Source organism: Arthrobacter globiformis (assembly GCF_046536215.2).
GTDB lineage: Bacteria > Actinomycetota > Actinomycetes > Actinomycetales > Micrococcaceae > Arthrobacter > Arthrobacter globiformis_E.
In genome coordinates this window covers 1,728,582-1,746,511 of the sequence record NZ_CM143421.1, presented here as the reverse complement: position 1 = coordinate 1,746,511, position 17,930 = coordinate 1,728,582, and the positions used below count along the sequence as shown (strand labels likewise).

The following is a 17,930-nucleotide window of genomic DNA, read 5'->3' as shown; positions in this document are numbered from 1 at the left end:
AGGCAGCCCGGAGCGGGACAACGGCTTGCACTAAGGGAAAGCAAGGTAGAAGCATGACTGCACTCGAAACGGACGTTGTGATCGTCGGAGTCGGCTCGGTTGGAAGCATGGCGAGTTGGCAGCTCGCCTCCCGCGGTCAGCGCGTGATTGGAATAGACAGGTTTTCGATCCCCGGCCCTTTTTCCGCATACGCCGGCGAATCGCGCCTTTTCCGGAAGGTATACGCGGAGGGCGGGCATTACACTTCCCTTTTGCAGAGGTCACAGGATCTGTGGCGCGATCTGGAGAAAACCAGCGGGACCCGCCTGCTCAATACGACCGGCGCCGTCACGATATATGACGAGCACAATCCGCGACTGGCATCGCTCCTTGCCGCCGGGAAAGACAATGGTCTTGACTTCGAGTTTCTCCGGGGCGATGAAGCCAGAGCAAGATACCCCGAACACGTGATCAGGGACGGGGATGTGACAATCTTTGATCCTGAGGGCGGTTACCTGAATTCAGAGAAGGCCGTGACCGCCGCACTCATGGAGGCTACGCGGCTTGGCGCCAGGTTCCTGGGAAACCGGAAAGCACACAGAGTTGAGCCATACGGTGACCGGTATATCGTCCGGTCGGATCAGGAAGAAATCATCGCCTCCCGAGTGATCATCTCGCAGGGCAACGGTGCGGGAGCAGTGTGCAAGGAGCTCGGCGTTCACCTTTCAGTCCTGCCGCAGGTCCTGACCTGGTTCCCCGCTGTGAATCCAGCGGCATTTTGCAGGGAAGACATGCCGGTCTTTGTCAGGCGGGCGGAGGAAGACGGAAGGCCGGACAAAGCCCAGCTCTACGGGTTCCCGAGCGCTGACGGCTGGACGCTGAAAGTCGTGGGGAGCGTCTACCTGGACGAGGTGGAGTCCATGGAGAAGCCTCCTACTTGGGATCCTAAGCATTTGGACACCATCCGGGCATGGGTCCGTGAATTCATTCCGGAACTGATTCCGGAGCCGGTGCGGGTTGCCACGTGTGCGGACGGTCATTTACCTGACGCGACCGGGCTGTTGGGGGCGGTTCCCGGAATGGCAGGCGTCGTCGTCGCGGCCGGATTCTCAGGTCACGGCTTCAAGATGGCCACTGCCCTGGGAGCAATTGCCGCAGACCTCGTGGTGGACGGAACAACGGCCACAGACGTCAGTTTCATGAACCCTGCCAGGTTCCTCGGACCGGACAGGAAAGTCACCTCACTGGCTCTGGGTTGAGCATCAATCATTCAACAAAAGACCACTTGTTGAAATCCAAGCCCCTTCCCAAAAATACAAGGTAACTAAGAACGGACGAACCATGGCAGACACGAACTTCCGCCCGAAGTACATCTCTTATGATGTCTACGGCACGCTTATCAACTTCAACATCTATCCCACCACCCAACGCCTTCTCGATGGCCGCATCCCCGAAGAGCAGTGGCTGGCCTTCAAGAAGATTTTCCGTGCATACCGGTTCGACGAGGTCAATGGCGACTACAAGCCCTACGAGCAGATCCTTCAGAATGCCTTTGACCGCGCATGCAAGCGGTTTGGCATTGGGCCGACCCCCGGTGCCGGCGCAGAGCTCGCTGAGGCTGTACGCAACTCCATTGCCCACGAGGACGTTCCGGCCGCGCTCAAGCTCCAGGGCGGCAACTACAAGCTGGTGGCTCTGTCCAACGCGGACAACAGCTTCCTGGAGATCAGCATTCCCAAGCTCGGCGCAGAGTGGCACGCTGTGTTTACCGCTGAACAGGCCCAGGCGTACAAGCCGCGCCTCCAGGCGTTTGAGTACATGCTCGATACCCTGAACGCCAAACCCGAGGACTTCCTCCACGTCTCCTCGCACCCACTGTACGACCACATCCCGATGCACAACCTGGGTTTCCGGGACCTTATTATGCTGGACCGTGGCGCTGAACCCTTCGCTCCGGGCTACGACATCTTCACTGTTAAGTCGCTGGACGAGCTGAACAAGCACCTCGGACTCTAAACCCAGGCCAAGACCCGTTTTTAGAAGTGGGACGGGCTCGTTGGATTAGAGCCCAAGCTCGAGGGCCTGAGCACCGTGTTGCAACGGGCTCGGGCCCTTGAGCTTTGCAGATTTCCTGTCACATCGATGACCAATTCGAGTTGCGGGCATCGGCATCGAAGTGCCCGTCCAACAGTTCGCTGCAACTTGCACCGGCCCTGAGGCTCTTATGACGCAACGTCTCTGGTCTTCTGGCTCTTCCTGCCCGCCCCCCCGGCCACAAGCCCCCAAAACTCTAGCCGAGCTGCCCGCCGGGGTCACCGCCGTCGGGCCTTTGCTGCTGCCTCAAAGAGAAAAAGTTCATCGGGTTCGCGGCCTTCTACAGTGTCAATCTCCTGGCAGCCAACCAGCTGTATATCGCTCTTCCGGCGGAACTGGAACGCGGCGGCGCGTGCGTCCACGGACTGACGATCATCTTGGTCGCGTCTGTCCTAACCATCAGCCGGGAGTCCCAATGGCGCCTATTACGGATTGCTGGCCACCGCCAGCGGCCCCGCTGTCGTCATCGAATCACCGCAGTCGCTCCCTGGCTCCTTATGTGCCTGTGCGATGCCAGATCGACAGTGTTCATCGGCCGCTTCATCCCCACATCCAACGTAATACGCTGCTTGTGCGCCCGCCTTGCCGCCGCTGGCGGAAGAGACTGGGTGCCCCAGAACAAGCCGGTGTTTGACGTCGCCTCAACCATCCCGACAAGAACAGCATTCAACTGTGCGGCGGGGGACACTCTCACCGGTTCCAGAGGTGCGGCTTGCAGCCAAGGTATTTCCCTTCCAGCACAGTCAAGCATGCGGCCATCCTCCAGACCCCCTGCCGGACTGATATGTAGCTTCAGTTGTCAAGAGGCATAGATGAGCGGCTCCCGGTCTTGGTTCCGGGGGCCGCTCATCCTGTGCGGTCCGGTCTGGTGGGGTGTGTTGTGGCGGGTCTTGTGTCGACTGGGCAGTGTCAGACTGATATTCGCGGGTTGGGTACCGCATGACGATGTGTTCGGCGGGAGCGTTATCGGTGTCTAAGGTCGAGCGTCGACGGTTGGATCCGCCTGCTCATAGTCCATTCTCGAGTTGGCTCCGGTTGCTTGCCAGCGCATTTCCACCGTTTTCGGAGGCACGTTCTGGTCAGGGTTCTGCCATGGGTTGCCTTTGCTGGAGCGGGGTGGCCAGTGACCAGCACCAGCCTGCCAACTCGCGGGCGATTGCGGTGTTGGCCTTCACTGACATCTTGTGGCGGTGATCGAAGGCTTCCCATTTGTGATGCAGCCGGTGGTTTCCTTCCAGGGCGCGGATGCGGGTTGCCGGGGCGACGAGCTCCAGCTGGCGCAGCAGCCGTTCCCCGGGCCGGGCGTAGGGGCGTCGGTGCTGCCAGGCTGCCTCGATCAGGAGTTTGCGGGCGTAGGTGTTCCCGGCCTTGGTGATCGGGCCTTGGTGGCGTGACGGGCCGGAGGACTCTTCGCTGGGAACCAGGCCGAGATAGGACCCGATGGTCGAGCCGGTGAAGCGGGTCCAGTCGCCGATCTCCACGGCCAGCCCGAAGGCGGTCGTGAGCTGGATGCCACGAAGGCACATCAGGGCGGCAATCACTGGAGCATAGCGGCACGCACCGGCAGTGGCGGCGACCTGTTTGTCGATGCGTGCCAGGTGCGCGGCGAGCAGCTCGGCTTGCTCGACATCGGCGTCGTAGGTGAACTGAAGCGCCGGTTCGTCAAAGTGCTGGCGGTGCAGCCAAAGACGGTGTTCTTTTGTCCACCGGGTGGCTTTCGGATAGCGGATGCCGTGGCGCAAGAGGATGGCGTTCACGTGCTGGCGGGCGTGCGCGAGGTCCCTGGCCGCACCGGAGCGCAGCCGCGACAGATCCCGCAGGGACTCTTCGTCAGGGGCCGGGATGCGGACCTCGGTGACCGAACCGACCGCGAGCATTTCGGCCAGCACCCTGGCGTCCCGCCGGTCGGTTTTCACCCGGTCCCCGGGTGCGCGCAGCAGCTTCGAGGATGCTGCGACCACGCAATTGATCCCCGCAACCCGCAGATGGCGTGCCAGGACAAACCCTGTCGGGCCCGATTCGTAGACGACCTTGACGGGCGGCTCGAACCGACTGACCCACTCCAGCACCACGGCCGGGTCAGGCGCCATGGTATGCCGTGTGATCTCACTAGTGTCCGGGTTCAATGCGTGCCCAACGACGTTGACCGCGTGAACATCAAGACCAATGAAAGTATGCTCGAACATAGCCGGGACCTCCCAACCTCACATGTGGCACTACCATTGCACCCCGCAGCAGCTTCGCAGGCCACGGGAGCCGCTAATGGCAACCCACGGACGCTGTGAAACAGAAGGCCCCGGCCCCCCGTACTCCTGCCAGAACCTGCCCGTCCCGGGATAAAGGACATCACCGCCGGGAACAGGCCCTGCAGCGCCACCCTCTCGGAACATGGCACCGACCCACATCAAGCTGGCGCTGCAGGACCGCCCGGCGATAATGGCCGGCCCGGACGTGTAGGACCCCCGACCACACTTCATATCGTCTAAGTCCCGTCCTCCCGCAGGGCTGCACAAAAACAAAAAAGGAGGCCGGGTCCACTGGACCTGGCCTCCTCTTCACTGGAGTTGCGCCAAATGAGTGCCTAAGCGGTGATATCGATGTCCGGCCTGGTGGCGGTGAGGTCCTCCACACCTTTTTGCATGTGCCGTTTGATGGCGCCCTGGAGTCCCTTGCGGTCTGCTGCCTCCAACAGGTCAAGGATGTTCTGGTGTTCCTGCACCAGAACATCCACCCGAGGGTAGGCGACTTCAAGGTTGAGAATGCACATCCTTGATTCCGCCGCCAGGGTCTTGTAGATCCTGCTCAGGCGTGTGTTGCCGGCACCTGCAACGAGGGCAGTGTGGAACTCCATGTCCAGCCGCGCGATGGCCTGCCAATCCGAGACTGCCACCTGCTTTTCCATATCCCGGAGGATTCCCCCCAGCACCTCGCACGTGTGGTTGATTTCCTGCTGTCCGGAGTCGAGCAGCGTATTCGCAGCGGCGAGTTCCACGGACTCACGGACGGCGTAGATCTCCTTGACGTCCGCCAGCGAAAGCTCAAGGACGAACACTCCGCGGTTGCGATGGCTGACCAGGATTCCTTCCTGGCACAGACGCTGCAGCGCCTCCCGAAGAGGTCCCCGGGACGTTTGAAGCTGGCCGGCCAGTAGAGATTCGTTGATCTGCTGCCCGGGGCGGAAGGTTCCTTGGACGATTTGTTCCCGCAGCTGATCTGCAATCAGTTGCGCTGTGGGCCTTCCTTCCAGTACGAACAGTCCCTCTGGTGCCGCCATTGACATCCCCCTCATTTCATTTCTTCGACTAACTGGCTCGCTAGACCGCTATTGCGGTGTACTTGGTCTCAAGGAATTCTTCGATTCCAACCTTGCCGCCTTCGCGTCCCAGCCCGGACTGCTTGACGCCCCCGAACGGCGCCGCAGGATTGGAGACCAGGCCGGTGTTCAGCCCGACCATGCCCACTTCCAGTTCTGCGGAGAAGCGCAAGGCCTTGTCCATGTTCTCAGTAAAGACGTAGCCAACCAGACCCCATTCGGTGTCGTTGGCAAGGCGGATGACGTCATCCTCGCTGTCGAAGGCCGTAATCGCCGCGACCGGACCGAAGATCTCGGTGCTCATTAGTTCCGCATCGGCGGTCACGTCGGTCAGGACGGTGGGGGTGAAGAAGTATCCCGGGCCTTCCGGACGTGTCCCGCCGGTGAGGATCCGCGCGCCCTTGGTGACCGCATCCTTGACGAGGCTTTCAACTTTGTCCAGGCCCTTCTGCTCGATCAGGGGTCCGACGTCGGTACCCGCCAGTGCGCCGTTGCCTACCTTCAGCTCGGAGATCCGCTTGGCGAACTTCTCACCGAATTCCTCAACGACGGAACGGTGGACGAAGAAACGGTTTGCGGCGGTGCAGGCCTCGCCCATGTTCCGCATCTTGGCCTTCAGGGCACCGTCGACGGCCTTTTCGATGTCCGCGTCGGCCAGGACGATAAACGGGGCGTTGCCGCCCAGTTCCATCGACGAGCGCATGACGTTGTCCGCCGCCTGGCGCAACAGAATCTTGCCCACCTCAGTGGAGCCGGTGAAGCTGACCTTGCGGGCGATGCCGCTGCTCATCCAGGTTCCCACGACGCTGGAGGCGCTGGAGGTGGTGACGACGTTCAGCACACCGTCAGGCAGGCCTGCCTGCTTGAAGATGTCCACGAGGGCCAGGGAGGTCAGCGGGGTCAGTTCGGCAGGCTTGAAGACCATGGTGCAGCCGGCGGCCACGGCGGGGGCGATCTTGCGGGTGCCCATGGCCAGCGGGAAGTTCCAGGGGGTGACCAGCACGCAGGGACCAACGGGTTCCTTGGTGATCATGATCCGGGTGTTCCCGTCATTGGAGGTGGCGTTGTCTCCGCCGATGCGGACGGCTTCTTCCGAGAACCAGCGGAGCATGTCGGCGCCGTAGGCCACTTCGCCCCTTGCCTCGGCCAGGGGCTTGCCCATCTCGGCGGTCATGATGGCGGCCAGACGGTCCGTGTTGGCGATGACCAGTTCAAAGGCACGGCGCAGGATGTCAGCCCGTTCCCGGGGCGTGGACTTCGCCCACTCTGCCTGGGCCCGGCCGGCAGCCTCAATGGCTGCGCGGGCCTCGTCAGGCCCGCCATCGGCCACCCGGGCGATGACCTCATGGGTGGCCGGGTTCTCCACCGGGAACGTCGCGCCGCTGGCGGCCTGCTGCCAGGCGCCGTCGATAAACAGGTCCTTCTGCAGGCCTGAGGGTTCAAATGATGTGCTCATATCAATGCTTTCAAGAATCGGAGGAAGGACTAGTAGGTGGCCGCTTTCAGGGCTTGGGTGAACCTGGCGAGACCGCTCTGGATCTCGTCGCTGCTGACGTTGAGGGCCGGAATGATCCGGATGACGTTGCCGTAGGGGCCGCATGTGAGGAGCAGGAGCTCCTCCTTGACGGCGGCCTGCTGGACGGCCAGCGCGGTGGCGGCATCCGGAGTTCCGTCTGCTGCGGTGAATTCGACGGACTGCATAAGGCCACGGCCCCGAACATCTCCAATAGCCGTAAATTGAGCCTTGAGGCCTTCAAGTCCGGAGCGAAGCTCGTCCCCTCGAACCAGTGCATTCGACACCAGGTTCTCGCGCTCAATGACGCCCAGGGTGGCGACCCCGGCTGCGGCGGCGACGGCGTTTCCGCCGTAGGTGCCGCCCTGGGAGCCAGGCCATGCCTTGCCCATCAGCTCCGTCGAGGCGGCAATCGCCGAAATGGGGTATCCGCTGGCGAGGCCCTTGGCGGTGATGACAACGTCCGGGGTGATGCCCGCCCAGTCGTGTCCCCAGAACTTGCCGGTGCGGCCCACGCCGGCCTGGACTTCGTCCACGATGAGGACGATCCCGTGCCGGTCGGCGCGTTCCCGCAAGCCCTGCAGGAATGCCACCGGGGTGGGAATATAGCCGCCATCACCGAGGACGGGTTCGATAATGAAACCGGCGGTGTCACTGGGGCTGCTGATGCTGACCAGGAGGTGGTCCAGTTCCTTCAGGGCGAAGGCAACCGCTGTTTCTTCATCCCAGCCGTACCGGTAGGCGTGCGGGAAGGGTGCAATATGCACGCCGCTCATCAGCGGGGAGAACCCTGAACGGAATTTCGTTCCTGCAGTGGTGAGCGAGGCTGCTCCGACAGTGCGCCCGTGGAAGCCTCCCTGGAAGGAGATGATGTTCGGTCGGCCGGTTGCCATCCGGGCCAGGCGCACTGAAGCTTCCACGGCTTCGGAGCCCGAGGTGGCGTAGAAGACGCTGTCCAGACCCGAGGGCAGGAATTCTCCCAACTTTTCCGTGAGCTCGAGGAGTGGCTTGTGCATCACGGTGGTGTATTGGGCATGGACAATCTTGCCCACCTGCTCGCGGGCTGCAGCGACGACGTCCGGGTGGCAGTGGCCCGTGCTGGTGACACCGATGCCGGTGGTGAAATCCAGATACTTTTTGCCGTCGGTGGCGTGGATCCAGGAGCCGGCTGCGTAATCAACGACCACCGGCGTCGCCTGCTTGAGGATGGGGCTAAGAGTTGCCATGGCTTCATACTTTCTCAGGAAATGTAGATTGTCAACAATTGGCGATATGCGAAGGATCGCCCTTTGTCCACGGATGGGGGCGGTCAGTTGGTTGAACGTTGGGGGCGGACGAAATCCAGGCCCTCGATGGTTTGTTTGCCCAGGGCCTCGTGAGCAGCGATTTCGCCGAAGCCGGTGGCGTTCTTGAAACCAGCGCCGGAGAAGCCGGTGGCGCAGTAGATCCTGCTGCCTTCCTCCAGCGGGCCAAGCAGCGGATGTCCGTCCCGGGTGTAAAGGTCCGGGAAGGCATCGGAGCGGACGATGTTGGGGTAGAGGCCGGGGAAGAACTCGGTGACGGTTTCGGTGGTCTCGGTGATTTCTGCCGGGGTGAGTTCCCTTGGCACTGAGTCCGCGTTGGGCGCTGCTGCGCCGCGGCCGTCCAGGGTGGCTTTGACGGTGACCCCGTCCACGGCGGGTGCGCCATACATGGAGCGGTCGTCATGAATTCGGATGAAAACCGGGAACTTGTCCGGTGTAAATTCGGCTGCGTCTTTGGCGACGAACCAGGTCAGGAAGATCCGCTTAGTTTGGGTTGCTGCCTTTAGATAGTCCGGCATGAGCCGTTGGGACCATCCGCCGGAAGAGATGATGACGTTTTCGAAGGTCCAGGACTTCCCACCGGAGGTGATGACCACGCCGTCGTGGGTTTCGGTAATGCCGTCGATAGGTGTGTTGGTGTGGATTGTGGCCCCGTTGGCCTGGGCGGCGGCGATGGCGGCGGTGACGGCTCGGTCGGTGCGCAGGGCGCCGGCGTTGGGGTCATAGACGGCGACGTCGTCCGGGCGCAGGTTGTGCTGGGGATAGCGTTCGGCCATTTCCTCGCGGCTGAGGATGATGTGCTCGGCCCCGTTGGTCCTGGTGGTTTGGAGCAGGGCAGTGAGGTAGGCGCCGTCTTTGGTGCCGATGGAGAGTCCGCCGCAGCGGGTCAGGATGTCCTGTCCGGTTTCCGCTTCGAGTTCGGCCCAGAGGCTGCGGGAGCGTTCCAGAATGGGGTAGTAGCCGGGGTTGCCGCGGTAGATCATGCGGAAGAGCCGGGTGTCCCCGCCGACGGCGCTGCGGCCGTGGGCGGGCGCGGCGGCTTCGAAACCCGCCACGGAGTCGGTGAGGCGGGAGGCCTGCCAGAGGGCCATGGATCCGATGCTGCCGAGGCCGATGACTGCGAGCTTTCCGTCGGTCATGTCAGATCACCTTGTCCAGGAAGGACTTGGTGCGGGCTTCCTTGGGGTTGCGGAGGACTTCGCGGGCATCGCCGCGTTCGACGACGCAGCCGTCGTCCATGAAGATCAGGGAGTCAGCCACTTCCCGGGCGAAGCCCATTTCGTGGGTGACGACGACCATGGTCATGCCCTTCTTGGCCAGGTCCTGCATGACCATAAGGACTTCGCCGACTTTTTCGGGGTCGAGGGCGGAAGTGGGTTCGTCGAAGAGCATGATCTCGGGGTCCATGGCCAGAGACCTGGCGATGGCGACGCGCTGCTGCTGGCCGCCGGAGAGCTGGGCGGGGTAGTAGTCCCCGAACCCGGCCAGGCCGACGCTGGCCAGCAGTTCCTCTGCCCGTTTTGCGGCTTGTTTTTTGTCCGCGCCCTTGACCAGGACCGGACCGGACATGATGTTTTCCTTGGCAGTCATGTTGGGGAAGAGGTTGAACTGCTGGAAGACCATGCCGACCCGGGTGCGCTGTTCGGCGAGTTCCTTCGGGCGCAGGGCGTGGTAAGCGGTGTCGGTTTCGTGGTAGCCGAAGTTCTCGCCGTTGACCTTCAGGACGCCGGTGTCGACGGTTTCCAGGCCGTTGATGCAGCGCAGGACGGTGGACTTGCCGGAGCCGGACGGGCCAATGATGCAGCAGATCTCCCCGCTGGCGATGTCCAGGTCAATGTCTTTCAGGACTGTTTTGGAGCCGAAGGACTTGCGGATTTTACGGGCGTGAATGGTGCCGTCGGTACTCATCGGGCAATACCTTCCGGTGCTGTCAGGACAACCTTTTTCGCTTTCCGGGGAAGCCTGGAGGTTGAACGGGAGTATTTCTGTTCGAGCTTGGACTGCGGGTAGCTCAGCAGCAGGGTCATCACCAGGTACCAGAGGCTGGCCACGATGAGCAGCGGGATGGTCTCGTAGGTGCGGGCGTAGATCAGTTGCGCGCTCTGCAGCAGTTCGGCAACCCCGAGGACACTGACGAGGGAGGTTTCCTTGAACATGCCGATGAACTGGTTACCGGTGGCCGGGATGATCGAGGGCATCGCCTGGGGGATGATGACCTTGCGCATCTTCATCGATGCGCTCATGCCCAGGGAATCCGCGGCCTCGATCTGGCCCTTGCCGACGGCGGAGAACCCGCCGCGGATGATCTCGGCCATGTAGGCGGCCTGGTTCAGGGTCAACCCGACCAGGGCTGCGGTGATCGGGCCCATAATCGCATTCGTGTCCACGGCCGTGCTGATGTTCGTGAACGGGATCCCGATGGATAGATTCGGGTACAGCGCGGAGATGTTGAACCAGAAAATCAGCTGGACCAGGACCGGGGTGCCGCGGAACAAGGTGATGTAAAGCCCCGCCGCGATGGACACCGGCTTCACGTGCGAGGCCCGCATGACCGCCAGGAACAGACCCAGCAGGGTTCCCAGGGCCATGCTGGCAAAGGTCAAAAAGATCGTGAGCATCAGACCGCGCAGGATCGACTCGGCGAAGAAGTACTTCCCGACAACATCCCACCTGAAATTCGGGTTGGTCAGGACGGAGACGAGGATCCCGACGCCCACGAGAATGCTGAGGACCCATCCGGCGTACTCGGCCGGAGTCCGAAGCCGAAGACGTGGCTTCAGCGCTGGGTCAATGCCAACCATCGTTGACCTGCTTCCTTTGTCAATAGCTGTGACCATGAAGGGGCTCCCGCTAGTTCAGCTTGGCGTCGGTGATGGCCCCGGACTCCAGGCCCCAGTTTTCGAGGGACTTCTTGTACTCCGGGCTCTTGAGGACGGACTGGAGCGCTGCCTGCATGGCCGGGGTCAGCGGTGAGCCCTTCTTCAGGCCGATGGCGGTCAGATCGCTGGAGCCGACGTTGACCCGGCCGAGGAGGGTGAAGGAGCCGGGCTGCTGCTTCGCGGCCCACCCGAGGGAGGTCGTGTCGTAGAGGACGCCGTCGATCCGCTTGGAGTGCAGCTGGGTCAGGGCCTCCTGGACGTTGGGCAGAGTCACGGCGTTGATCGCCGGCTGTCCCTTGGAGGTGCAGGTCTGCTCGTTAAGGGCCGGGAGGCGCTTGAGCTGGGCGGTCGAGCCCTGGGTGACGGCGATGTTCTTACCGCACAAGGTCTCAACGGTCAGGTTCAGCGGGTTCCCGGCGGCCACGGCCACGGAGTTGCCGGCCTTGAAGTAATCGATCATGTCCAGGACCTTGAGCCGCTCTTCCGTCTTGGACATCGTGGTAGCGGTGAAGTCGAAGCGGCCGCCGTCCAGGCCGGGTACGATCGTGTCGAACTTCGTGTCCACGAACTTCAGCTTCAGGTCCAGCTTCTTCGCCAGGAGCCGGGCGATGTCCGGGTTCAGGCCGATCGGCGTCTGGTTGTCGTCAGCCAGGAAGGTCGTGGGCGGGTAATGCAGGTCCATCGCGACCGTGAGCTCGCCCTTGTCCTTAATGGACTGCGGCAACAGCTTGACCGCGGCCTCGTCAGGGGTGATGCCCTCCGAGATGTCCGAGGTGTTCGAGGTCTTCGAGCTGTCCGGGGCCGTATCACTGGCAGCAGTACCGCCACAGGCGCTCAATGACAACAGAACGGCCAGGCCTGCGGCCGCCGTCTGGATCTTGCTAATGGTCCTCATGGTGCTTCCCTTCGAATGGAGGTGACAATGCGTGTTGCTTCATGCGGTTTGTGATCCGGATCTCGTTCCGCATCCATCAGCAATGGAACTCTCCTGATCGCAGATTGTCAACAATTGACGATAAATAAAAGCTGTTGATTGCCCATCGCGTGCTGTTGCGAAGGACTCGCAGTAAAAATCGTTGACAATTGACAATCGTGGCGCCTACAGTCGAGAGCAACGGGCTGAAGTGTCTTCCAGCCTGGAAGAAACCGGCAGCTGGGTCAGCTGACATCCCCTGGCCAGCCGCCCGGCCCCCGCATAGAATTTCTACTGAACGGATGAATCATGGCGACCACAAGCTTCCGGCCGAAGTACATCTCCTTCGATGTCTACGGCACCCTGATCAACTTCGACATCGACCCCACCACGCGTCGACTTCTGGATGGCCGCATCTCTGAGGAGCAGTGGCCGACCTTCAAGAAGCAGTTCCGTGGGTACCGGTTCGACGAGGTCCTTGGCGACTACAAGCCGTACGAGCAGATCTTGCAGGATTCCTTTGACCGGGTGTGCAAGCGGTGGGGCATTGGGCCGACCGAAGGCGCCGGCGCAGCGTTCGCTGAGGCTGTCCGCGGCTGGGTTGCCCACGAGGACGTGCCGGCTCCGCTGAAGCTCATGGGCGACAACTACAAGCTGGTGGCTCTGTCCAATGCGGACACCAGCTTCCTGGACATCAGCATTCCCAAGCTCGGCGCAGACTTCCACGCCGTCTACACTGCTGAGCAGGCCCAGGCCTACAAGCCGCGGTACCAGGCATTCGAGTACATGCTGGACACCCTGAACGCCAAGCCGGAGGACTTCCTGCACGTCTCCTCGCACACCCGGTACGACATGCATCCGATGCACGACATGGGCTTCCGTAACCTCGTGATGCTGGACCGCGGCTATGACCCCATCACCGAGGGCTACAACCTCTTCACGGTTAAGTCCCTGGACGAGCTCAACAAGCACCTCGGTCTGTAGACCGACGACGAGGCGAAAGGTCAACCGATGAAACTCATCCCCTACTGGCTGGACACTGCCGAGCCTTCGGCCGACTATCGGCGCACCCCGGTACCGGAGAACGTTGATGTCGCGATTATCGGCGCCGGTTTTACCGGCTTGTCTGCGGCCCTGGAATTCGCCCAGCAGGGCGCCAGTGTTGCTGTTTTCGAGCGTCACACCGTGGGGTGGGGTGCGTCCGGCCGTAACGGGGGAATGGCGACGACCGGGTTGGCCATCGGCTTCAGCACCGCGGTCAAGCGCTACGGTGAGGCTCGTGCGGTGGAGTACTTCCGTGAGTACAACGACGCGATCGACAGCATCGAGAAGCTCGTCCACGATCACGCCATCGACTGCGACTTCAACCGCTTCGGCAAGCTCTCGCTGGCCTACCATGAGTCGCACAATGAGGGCTTCCTGAAGTCGCAGGAGCTGCTGGCCAAGTTGGTCGACCACCACGTCACGGTCATTCCCAAATCCGAGATCCACAGCGAAATCGGCACTGACTTCTACCAGGGCGCGATGATGGACCCAATGGGTGCAGGCCTGCATGTGGGCAAGTTCGTGCATGGGCTGGCGAAGGTGGCTGCTGCCACCGGAGCGGACATCTGCGAGAACGCGGCAGTCACCGAGCTGACAAAGGTCTCCGGAACCGTGCACGACGTCCACACCACGCGGGGCATCAGCCGCGCCAAGCAGGTCCTCGTGGCCACCAGCGGCTACACCGGTGGTGCCACCCCATGGCTGCAGCGCCGGGTAATCCCCGTTGGCAGCTTCATCATCTGCACCGAGCCGCTCCCCGAGGACGTCGTTAACCGGATCCTGCCCAACCGGCGCATGGCTTCGGACAGCAAGATGCTGACCTACTACTTCCGGATCACCCCGGACAACAGGCTCCTCTTCGGCGGCCGCGCACGCTTTGCCCTCTCCAGCCCGGACTCGGATGTGAAGAGCGCGGAGATCCTGCGCAAGGCCATGCTCGAACTTTTCCCCTACCTCTCCAACGCCAGGGTGGACTACATCTGGGGCGGCCTGGTGGATCTCTCGATGGACCAGATGGTCCACGCAGGCGTCCACGACGGGCTCTTCTACTCGCTCTGCTACAGCGGACATGGCGTGCAGATGGCCGCCCACATGGGCAAGAGGATGGCCCACTACATGGGCGGGGACAAGAGTGCCAACGTCTGGGAAGACCTGAAAAACCCGCCCGTGCCGGGTCACTTCGGCCCGCCATGGTTCCTGCCCTTCATCGGGGCAGCAGCGAAGATCATTGACCGGGTCAAGTAGGCACGGGATCACATGACGTCATCAACAACCCTGGGTGAAGCGCGCCCGGAAACAGGGTACAGCCGCGCAGAAATCGCTAACCTTCCCGGTGGTGCCTTCTTCGAGGGCCAATGGCAGACCAGCGACATGATCCTGGAAATACGGGACCCTGAAGACGGCATTCTGCTAGGCCGAGTCTGTTCCTCTTCGCCCCAGGACGTCCGCCGGGCCGTCGCACACATCCACAATCACCTTCAGGGGGCAGACTGGCCCCTTCGCTCCCGCCGGCAGGCATTGGAGACTGCAGCACAGCTTCTCGCCGGTCAGTCGGGGCGATTCGCCAGGATCATCGCCGCGGAGAGCAGCAAGACCATCACAGAGGCAGAGCGTGAGGTACGCCGCTGCATTGAGACCCTGCGGCTTTCGGCTGCCGCTTCCGGAGAACTTACGGGGGAGACCCTGGGGTTCGAGGACAGCATGGCCGGTGCGGGAAAGATCGGCTGGTACAGCCGGAAGCCGGTGGGGATCATCGCGGCCATCACCCCTTTCAACGATCCGCTGAACCTCGTGGCACATAAGCTGGGCCCGGCCCTGATAGGAGGCAACGGCGTCGTCCTTAAGCCTTCCGGCCGTACCCCGCTGACCGGCCTGGCCTTTGTCCAGTTGCTGCTCGAAGCGGGTGTCCCCTCCGGACGCATTGCCGCCATCGTCTCCGGACCCGGCGTGTCCGAAGCGCTGGTGGGCGATGAGCAGATCGACCTGATTTCCTTCACCGGCGGCCCGCGAACTGCGGACCGCATTGCGGCGACCGCAGGGTCCAAGAAGATCCTCTCGGAGCTGGGTGGGAACAACGCCACGATTGTCTGCTCCGATGCGGATGCGGTCCAGGCCGCGGATGCCATCGTGGCCGGGGCCTTTGGTGTGGCCGGGCAGAACTGCCTGTCGGTTCAGCGGGTCTACATTCACATCTCGCTGTTCGAGGAAGTCCTCGAGCGGGTAACCAGCGGCACAAAGGCGTTGAAAACCGGTCCGAAGCTCGACCGCAGCACTGACGTGGGCCCCCTCATTTCCGAGGCGGAAGCCCGGAGGGTGGAGGAATGGGTCGAAGAGGCCGCGGCTGCCGGGGCGCGCGTCCACGCCGGGGGGAAGCGGCGGAATGCATATTACGAGCCGACGGTCCTCACCGATGTGCCGGCGGAGTGCCGGGTGATCCGCGAGGAAGTGTTCGGTCCTGTCGTCAGCCTCATGCCCTTCATCAGCGTCTCAGACGCGGTCCATGCCGCCAACAGCTCCGACTACGGACTTCAGGCCGGCATTTTCACTCAGTCCATTGACCGTGCACTGGCCGTCGCGGAGAAACTGCACGTGGGGGCCGTGGTGATCAACGAGACCAGCGACGTCCGTATCGACTCCATGCCGTTCGGCGGTTTCAAGAAATCCGGCGTGGGGCGGGAAGGCGTCAGGTATGCGCTCCATGAGATGACCGAGCCTAAAAGCACCATTGTCAACCTTGGAGGAACGGGCGCCCGCTGGCAGCAGCTGCCGGGCGGCGTGCCGGAACGGAAGAAGTCATGAGTACGCACAAGATCGCTGTTATTCCGGGCGACGGCATCGGGAACGAAGTTGTCCCCGCGGCGGTCGACTGCCTTGAACGCATCGCGGAACTTCATTCGCTGAATCTGGAGTTCACCTACTTCGAGTGGGGATCCGAGTACTATTCCCGGCACGGCCGGATGATGGCCGCTGACGGCCTGGACCAGCTCGCCAAACACGACGCCATCTTCCTGGGCGCCGTCGGGTCCCCGGAGGTGCCCGATGCCGAATCGCTGTGGGGACTGCTCATCCCGATCCGCCGGGAGTTCCAGCAGTACATCAACCTCCGCCCGGTCAAAACGCTCGACGGCGTCACGTCGCCCCTCGCGGCCAAGGAACCGATCGATCTGCTGATCGTCCGGGAAAACAACGAGGGCGAGTACTCGGAGGTGGGCGGGCGGATGTACCGCGGGCAGCCCGAGGAATGTGCCATGCAGACCACCGTCTTCACACGGCTGGGCGTGTTGCGGGCAGCGCACTATGCGGCCCGGTTGGCCGCATCCAGGCGCGGGCAACTGACCTCGGCCACGAAGAGCAACGGCATCGTGCACACCATGCCGTTTTGGGATGAGGTGGTCGCCGAGGCCGTCCGCGAGTATCCCGATGTCACTCTCACCAGCGAACTGGTGGATGCACTCGCAGCCCACCTGGTCCTGAAGCCCTGGACCCTGGACGTCATCGTGGCCTCCAACCTGTTCGGCGACATCCTCTCCGACCTGGGCAGTGCCGCGACCGGCTCCATCGGCCTGGCACCGAGCGCCAACCTGAACCCCGAGGGGGACTTCCCGTCCCTGTTCGAGCCGGTCCATGGTTCGGCCCCTGACATCGCGGGTAAGGGCCTGGCGAACCCGGTGGGGCAGATCTGGTCGGGGGCCATGATGCTGGAGCACCTCGGCCACCCCGAGGCCGGCGCCCATCTGCAAGCCGGGTTTGAATCTGCCCTTCGGGACGGCCTCGGGACCCGGGACGTCGGTGGAACCTCGTCGACGGCGGAGTTCACCGCCGCTGTGTTGTCCGCCATCGATGCCTTAGCCGGCAACTACGCGGACAGCGCCGCCGCAACGGCAAAGCCGTGACTGCCCCGGAGCGGCGTCCCGTCGTCGCGGCCCTTTATCGCGAGGCGCTGCCGCTCCGCCTGACGGAGGTCGAAGAGCTTGCCGAGGTGCGGCTGACCAAGGCCGACGGCCTTGCGGAGGCTCTGGACGGTGCGGACGTGCTGTATCAGTGGCACTCGTTCTCGCCGGCCTTACGGGAGAACTGGGGCGCCGCCTCGTCCCTGCAGTGGGTCCATGCCACGGCAGCGGGTGTCAGCCAGCTGATGTTTGACGAGCTGGTCGCCAGCGACATTACCTACACAAACTCCCGCGGCGTGCTGAGCCGGGCCATCGCGGAGTTCGCGCTGGGTTTTGTGCTGGACATGGCCAAGGACGCACAGGGCTCGTTCAGGCTGCAGCAGCAACAGCGCTGGCAGCACCGGGTCACACGCAAAATCCACGGCCAGAGCGTCCTGGTGGTGGGAACCGGGTCCATCGGCCGGGAGACCGCCCGGCTCTTTCGCGCCGTAGGCATGGACGTGGACGGGGCCGCCCGGGCCGGCCGGCCCGGGGACTGCGACTTTGGACGGATCCACTCGTCGGCCGACCTCGTTGAGGTCGTCCACGGCTACGATTACCTGGTCCTCGCCGCGCCCCTGACCGCGGACACCAGGGGACTGGTCAACGCCGACGTCCTGGCCGCGATGAAGCCCTCCGCACACCTGATCAACGTTGGCCGCGGGGAACTCGTCAGCACTGGTGCACTGACCGAAGCGCTGGCCTCGGGCTCCATCGCCGGCGCGGCCCTCGACGTCGTCCACCCGGAGCCCCTGCCCGCCGGGCATGCCCTCTGGAACATGGACAACGTCATCATCACACCCCACATGAGCGGTGACAGCGAGGACTATCTCGACGATCTGGGCAAGCTGTTCGTGGACAACCTGAAGCGGTACTGCAGCGGCCAACCACTGGAAAACGTGGTGGACAAGGCCCTCGGGTTCGTCCCGGCGTCTGAGCCCTCGCTGGCCACCTAAAGAATA

General features: G+C 62.9%; 15 protein-coding genes. 7 read left to right on the top strand and 8 right to left on the bottom strand.

Annotation, left to right across the window (positions count from 1 at the left end):
• The first annotated feature begins 53 nt into the window (after positions 1–53).
• Positions 54–1,238 carry an N-methyl-L-tryptophan oxidase gene (solA, locus tag R5O87_RS07805; protein ID WP_410554356.1) on the top strand — a complete coding sequence of 395 codons (1,185 nt, stop codon included), beginning with the start codon at positions 54–56 and terminating at the stop codon, positions 1,236–1,238.
• A gap of 82 nt (positions 1,239–1,320) precedes the next feature.
• A complete protein-coding gene (locus R5O87_RS07800) occupies positions 1,321–1,995 on the top strand; it encodes a haloacid dehalogenase type II (RefSeq protein WP_410554355.1) in 675 nt (224 codons plus the stop codon).
• A 1,157-nt stretch (positions 1,996–3,152) separates the two neighbouring features.
• Here the strand turns inward: R5O87_RS07800 and R5O87_RS07795 are convergent.
• From R5O87_RS07795 to R5O87_RS07760, 8 genes are all read right to left on the bottom strand, one after another.
• Positions 3,153–4,259 (bottom strand): IS110 family RNA-guided transposase, encoded by a 1,107-nt coding sequence (locus R5O87_RS07795; RefSeq protein ID WP_462836410.1) that lies wholly within the window; start codon positions 4,257–4,259, stop codon positions 3,153–3,155.
• A gap of 395 nt (positions 4,260–4,654) precedes the next feature.
• On the bottom strand, positions 4,655–5,347 hold the full coding sequence (locus tag R5O87_RS07790; RefSeq protein ID WP_410558426.1) for a GntR family transcriptional regulator: 693 nt from the start codon (positions 5,345–5,347) through the stop codon (positions 4,655–4,657).
• A 40-nt stretch (positions 5,348–5,387) separates the two neighbouring features.
• Positions 5,388–6,842 (bottom strand): NAD-dependent succinate-semialdehyde dehydrogenase, encoded by a 1,455-nt coding sequence (locus R5O87_RS07785; RefSeq protein WP_410558427.1) that lies wholly within the window; start codon positions 6,840–6,842, stop codon positions 5,388–5,390.
• A 29-nt stretch (positions 6,843–6,871) separates the two neighbouring features.
• On the bottom strand, positions 6,872–8,125 hold the full coding sequence (locus R5O87_RS07780) for an aspartate aminotransferase family protein (protein ID WP_410558428.1): 1,254 nt from the start codon (positions 8,123–8,125) through the stop codon (positions 6,872–6,874).
• A gap of 83 nt (positions 8,126–8,208) precedes the next feature.
• Positions 8,209–9,342, bottom strand: a complete 1,134-nt coding sequence (locus tag R5O87_RS07775) for an FAD-dependent oxidoreductase (protein WP_410558429.1) — start codon at positions 9,340–9,342, stop codon at positions 8,209–8,211.
• A 1-nt stretch (position 9,343) separates the two neighbouring features.
• On the bottom strand, positions 9,344–10,111 hold the full coding sequence (locus R5O87_RS07770) for an amino acid ABC transporter ATP-binding protein (RefSeq protein WP_410558430.1): 768 nt from the start codon (positions 10,109–10,111) through the stop codon (positions 9,344–9,346).
• Positions 10,108–11,004 carry an amino acid ABC transporter permease gene (locus R5O87_RS07765; protein ID WP_410558431.1) on the bottom strand — a complete coding sequence of 299 codons (897 nt, stop codon included), beginning with the start codon at positions 11,002–11,004 and terminating at the stop codon, positions 10,108–10,110. Before R5O87_RS07765 ends, R5O87_RS07770 begins: the two co-directional genes overlap by 4 nt.
• Positions 11,005–11,053: 49 nt before the next feature.
• Positions 11,054–11,977 carry an ABC transporter substrate-binding protein gene (locus R5O87_RS07760; RefSeq protein WP_410558432.1) on the bottom strand — a complete coding sequence of 308 codons (924 nt, stop codon included), beginning with the start codon at positions 11,975–11,977 and terminating at the stop codon, positions 11,054–11,056.
• A 327-nt stretch (positions 11,978–12,304) separates the two neighbouring features.
• Between R5O87_RS07760 and R5O87_RS07755 the strand changes: the two genes are divergently transcribed.
• From R5O87_RS07755 to R5O87_RS07735, 5 genes are read left to right on the top strand one after another with little or no spacing between them, the layout of a single operon-like run.
• Positions 12,305–12,979: a haloacid dehalogenase type II gene (locus R5O87_RS07755; protein WP_410558433.1), complete on the top strand. Its 675-nt coding sequence runs from the start codon at positions 12,305–12,307 to the stop codon at positions 12,977–12,979.
• 27 nt (positions 12,980–13,006) lie between these two features.
• Positions 13,007–14,284, top strand: a complete 1,278-nt coding sequence (locus tag R5O87_RS07750; protein ID WP_410558434.1) for an NAD(P)/FAD-dependent oxidoreductase — start codon at positions 13,007–13,009, stop codon at positions 14,282–14,284.
• Between the two features lie 12 nt (positions 14,285–14,296).
• Positions 14,297–15,838 carry an aldehyde dehydrogenase family protein gene (locus R5O87_RS07745; protein WP_410558436.1) on the top strand — a complete coding sequence of 514 codons (1,542 nt, stop codon included), beginning with the start codon at positions 14,297–14,299 and terminating at the stop codon, positions 15,836–15,838.
• On the top strand, positions 15,835–16,932 hold the full coding sequence (locus tag R5O87_RS07740) for a tartrate dehydrogenase (protein WP_410558437.1): 1,098 nt from the start codon (positions 15,835–15,837) through the stop codon (positions 16,930–16,932). The genes R5O87_RS07745 and R5O87_RS07740 overlap by 4 nt, the downstream gene beginning before the upstream one ends.
• Entirely contained in the window at positions 16,929–17,924 is a 996-nt protein-coding gene (locus tag R5O87_RS07735) for a D-2-hydroxyacid dehydrogenase (RefSeq protein ID WP_410558438.1), read from the top strand. The genes R5O87_RS07740 and R5O87_RS07735 overlap by 4 nt, the downstream gene beginning before the upstream one ends.
• The last annotated feature ends 6 nt before the right edge of the window (positions 17,925–17,930 follow it).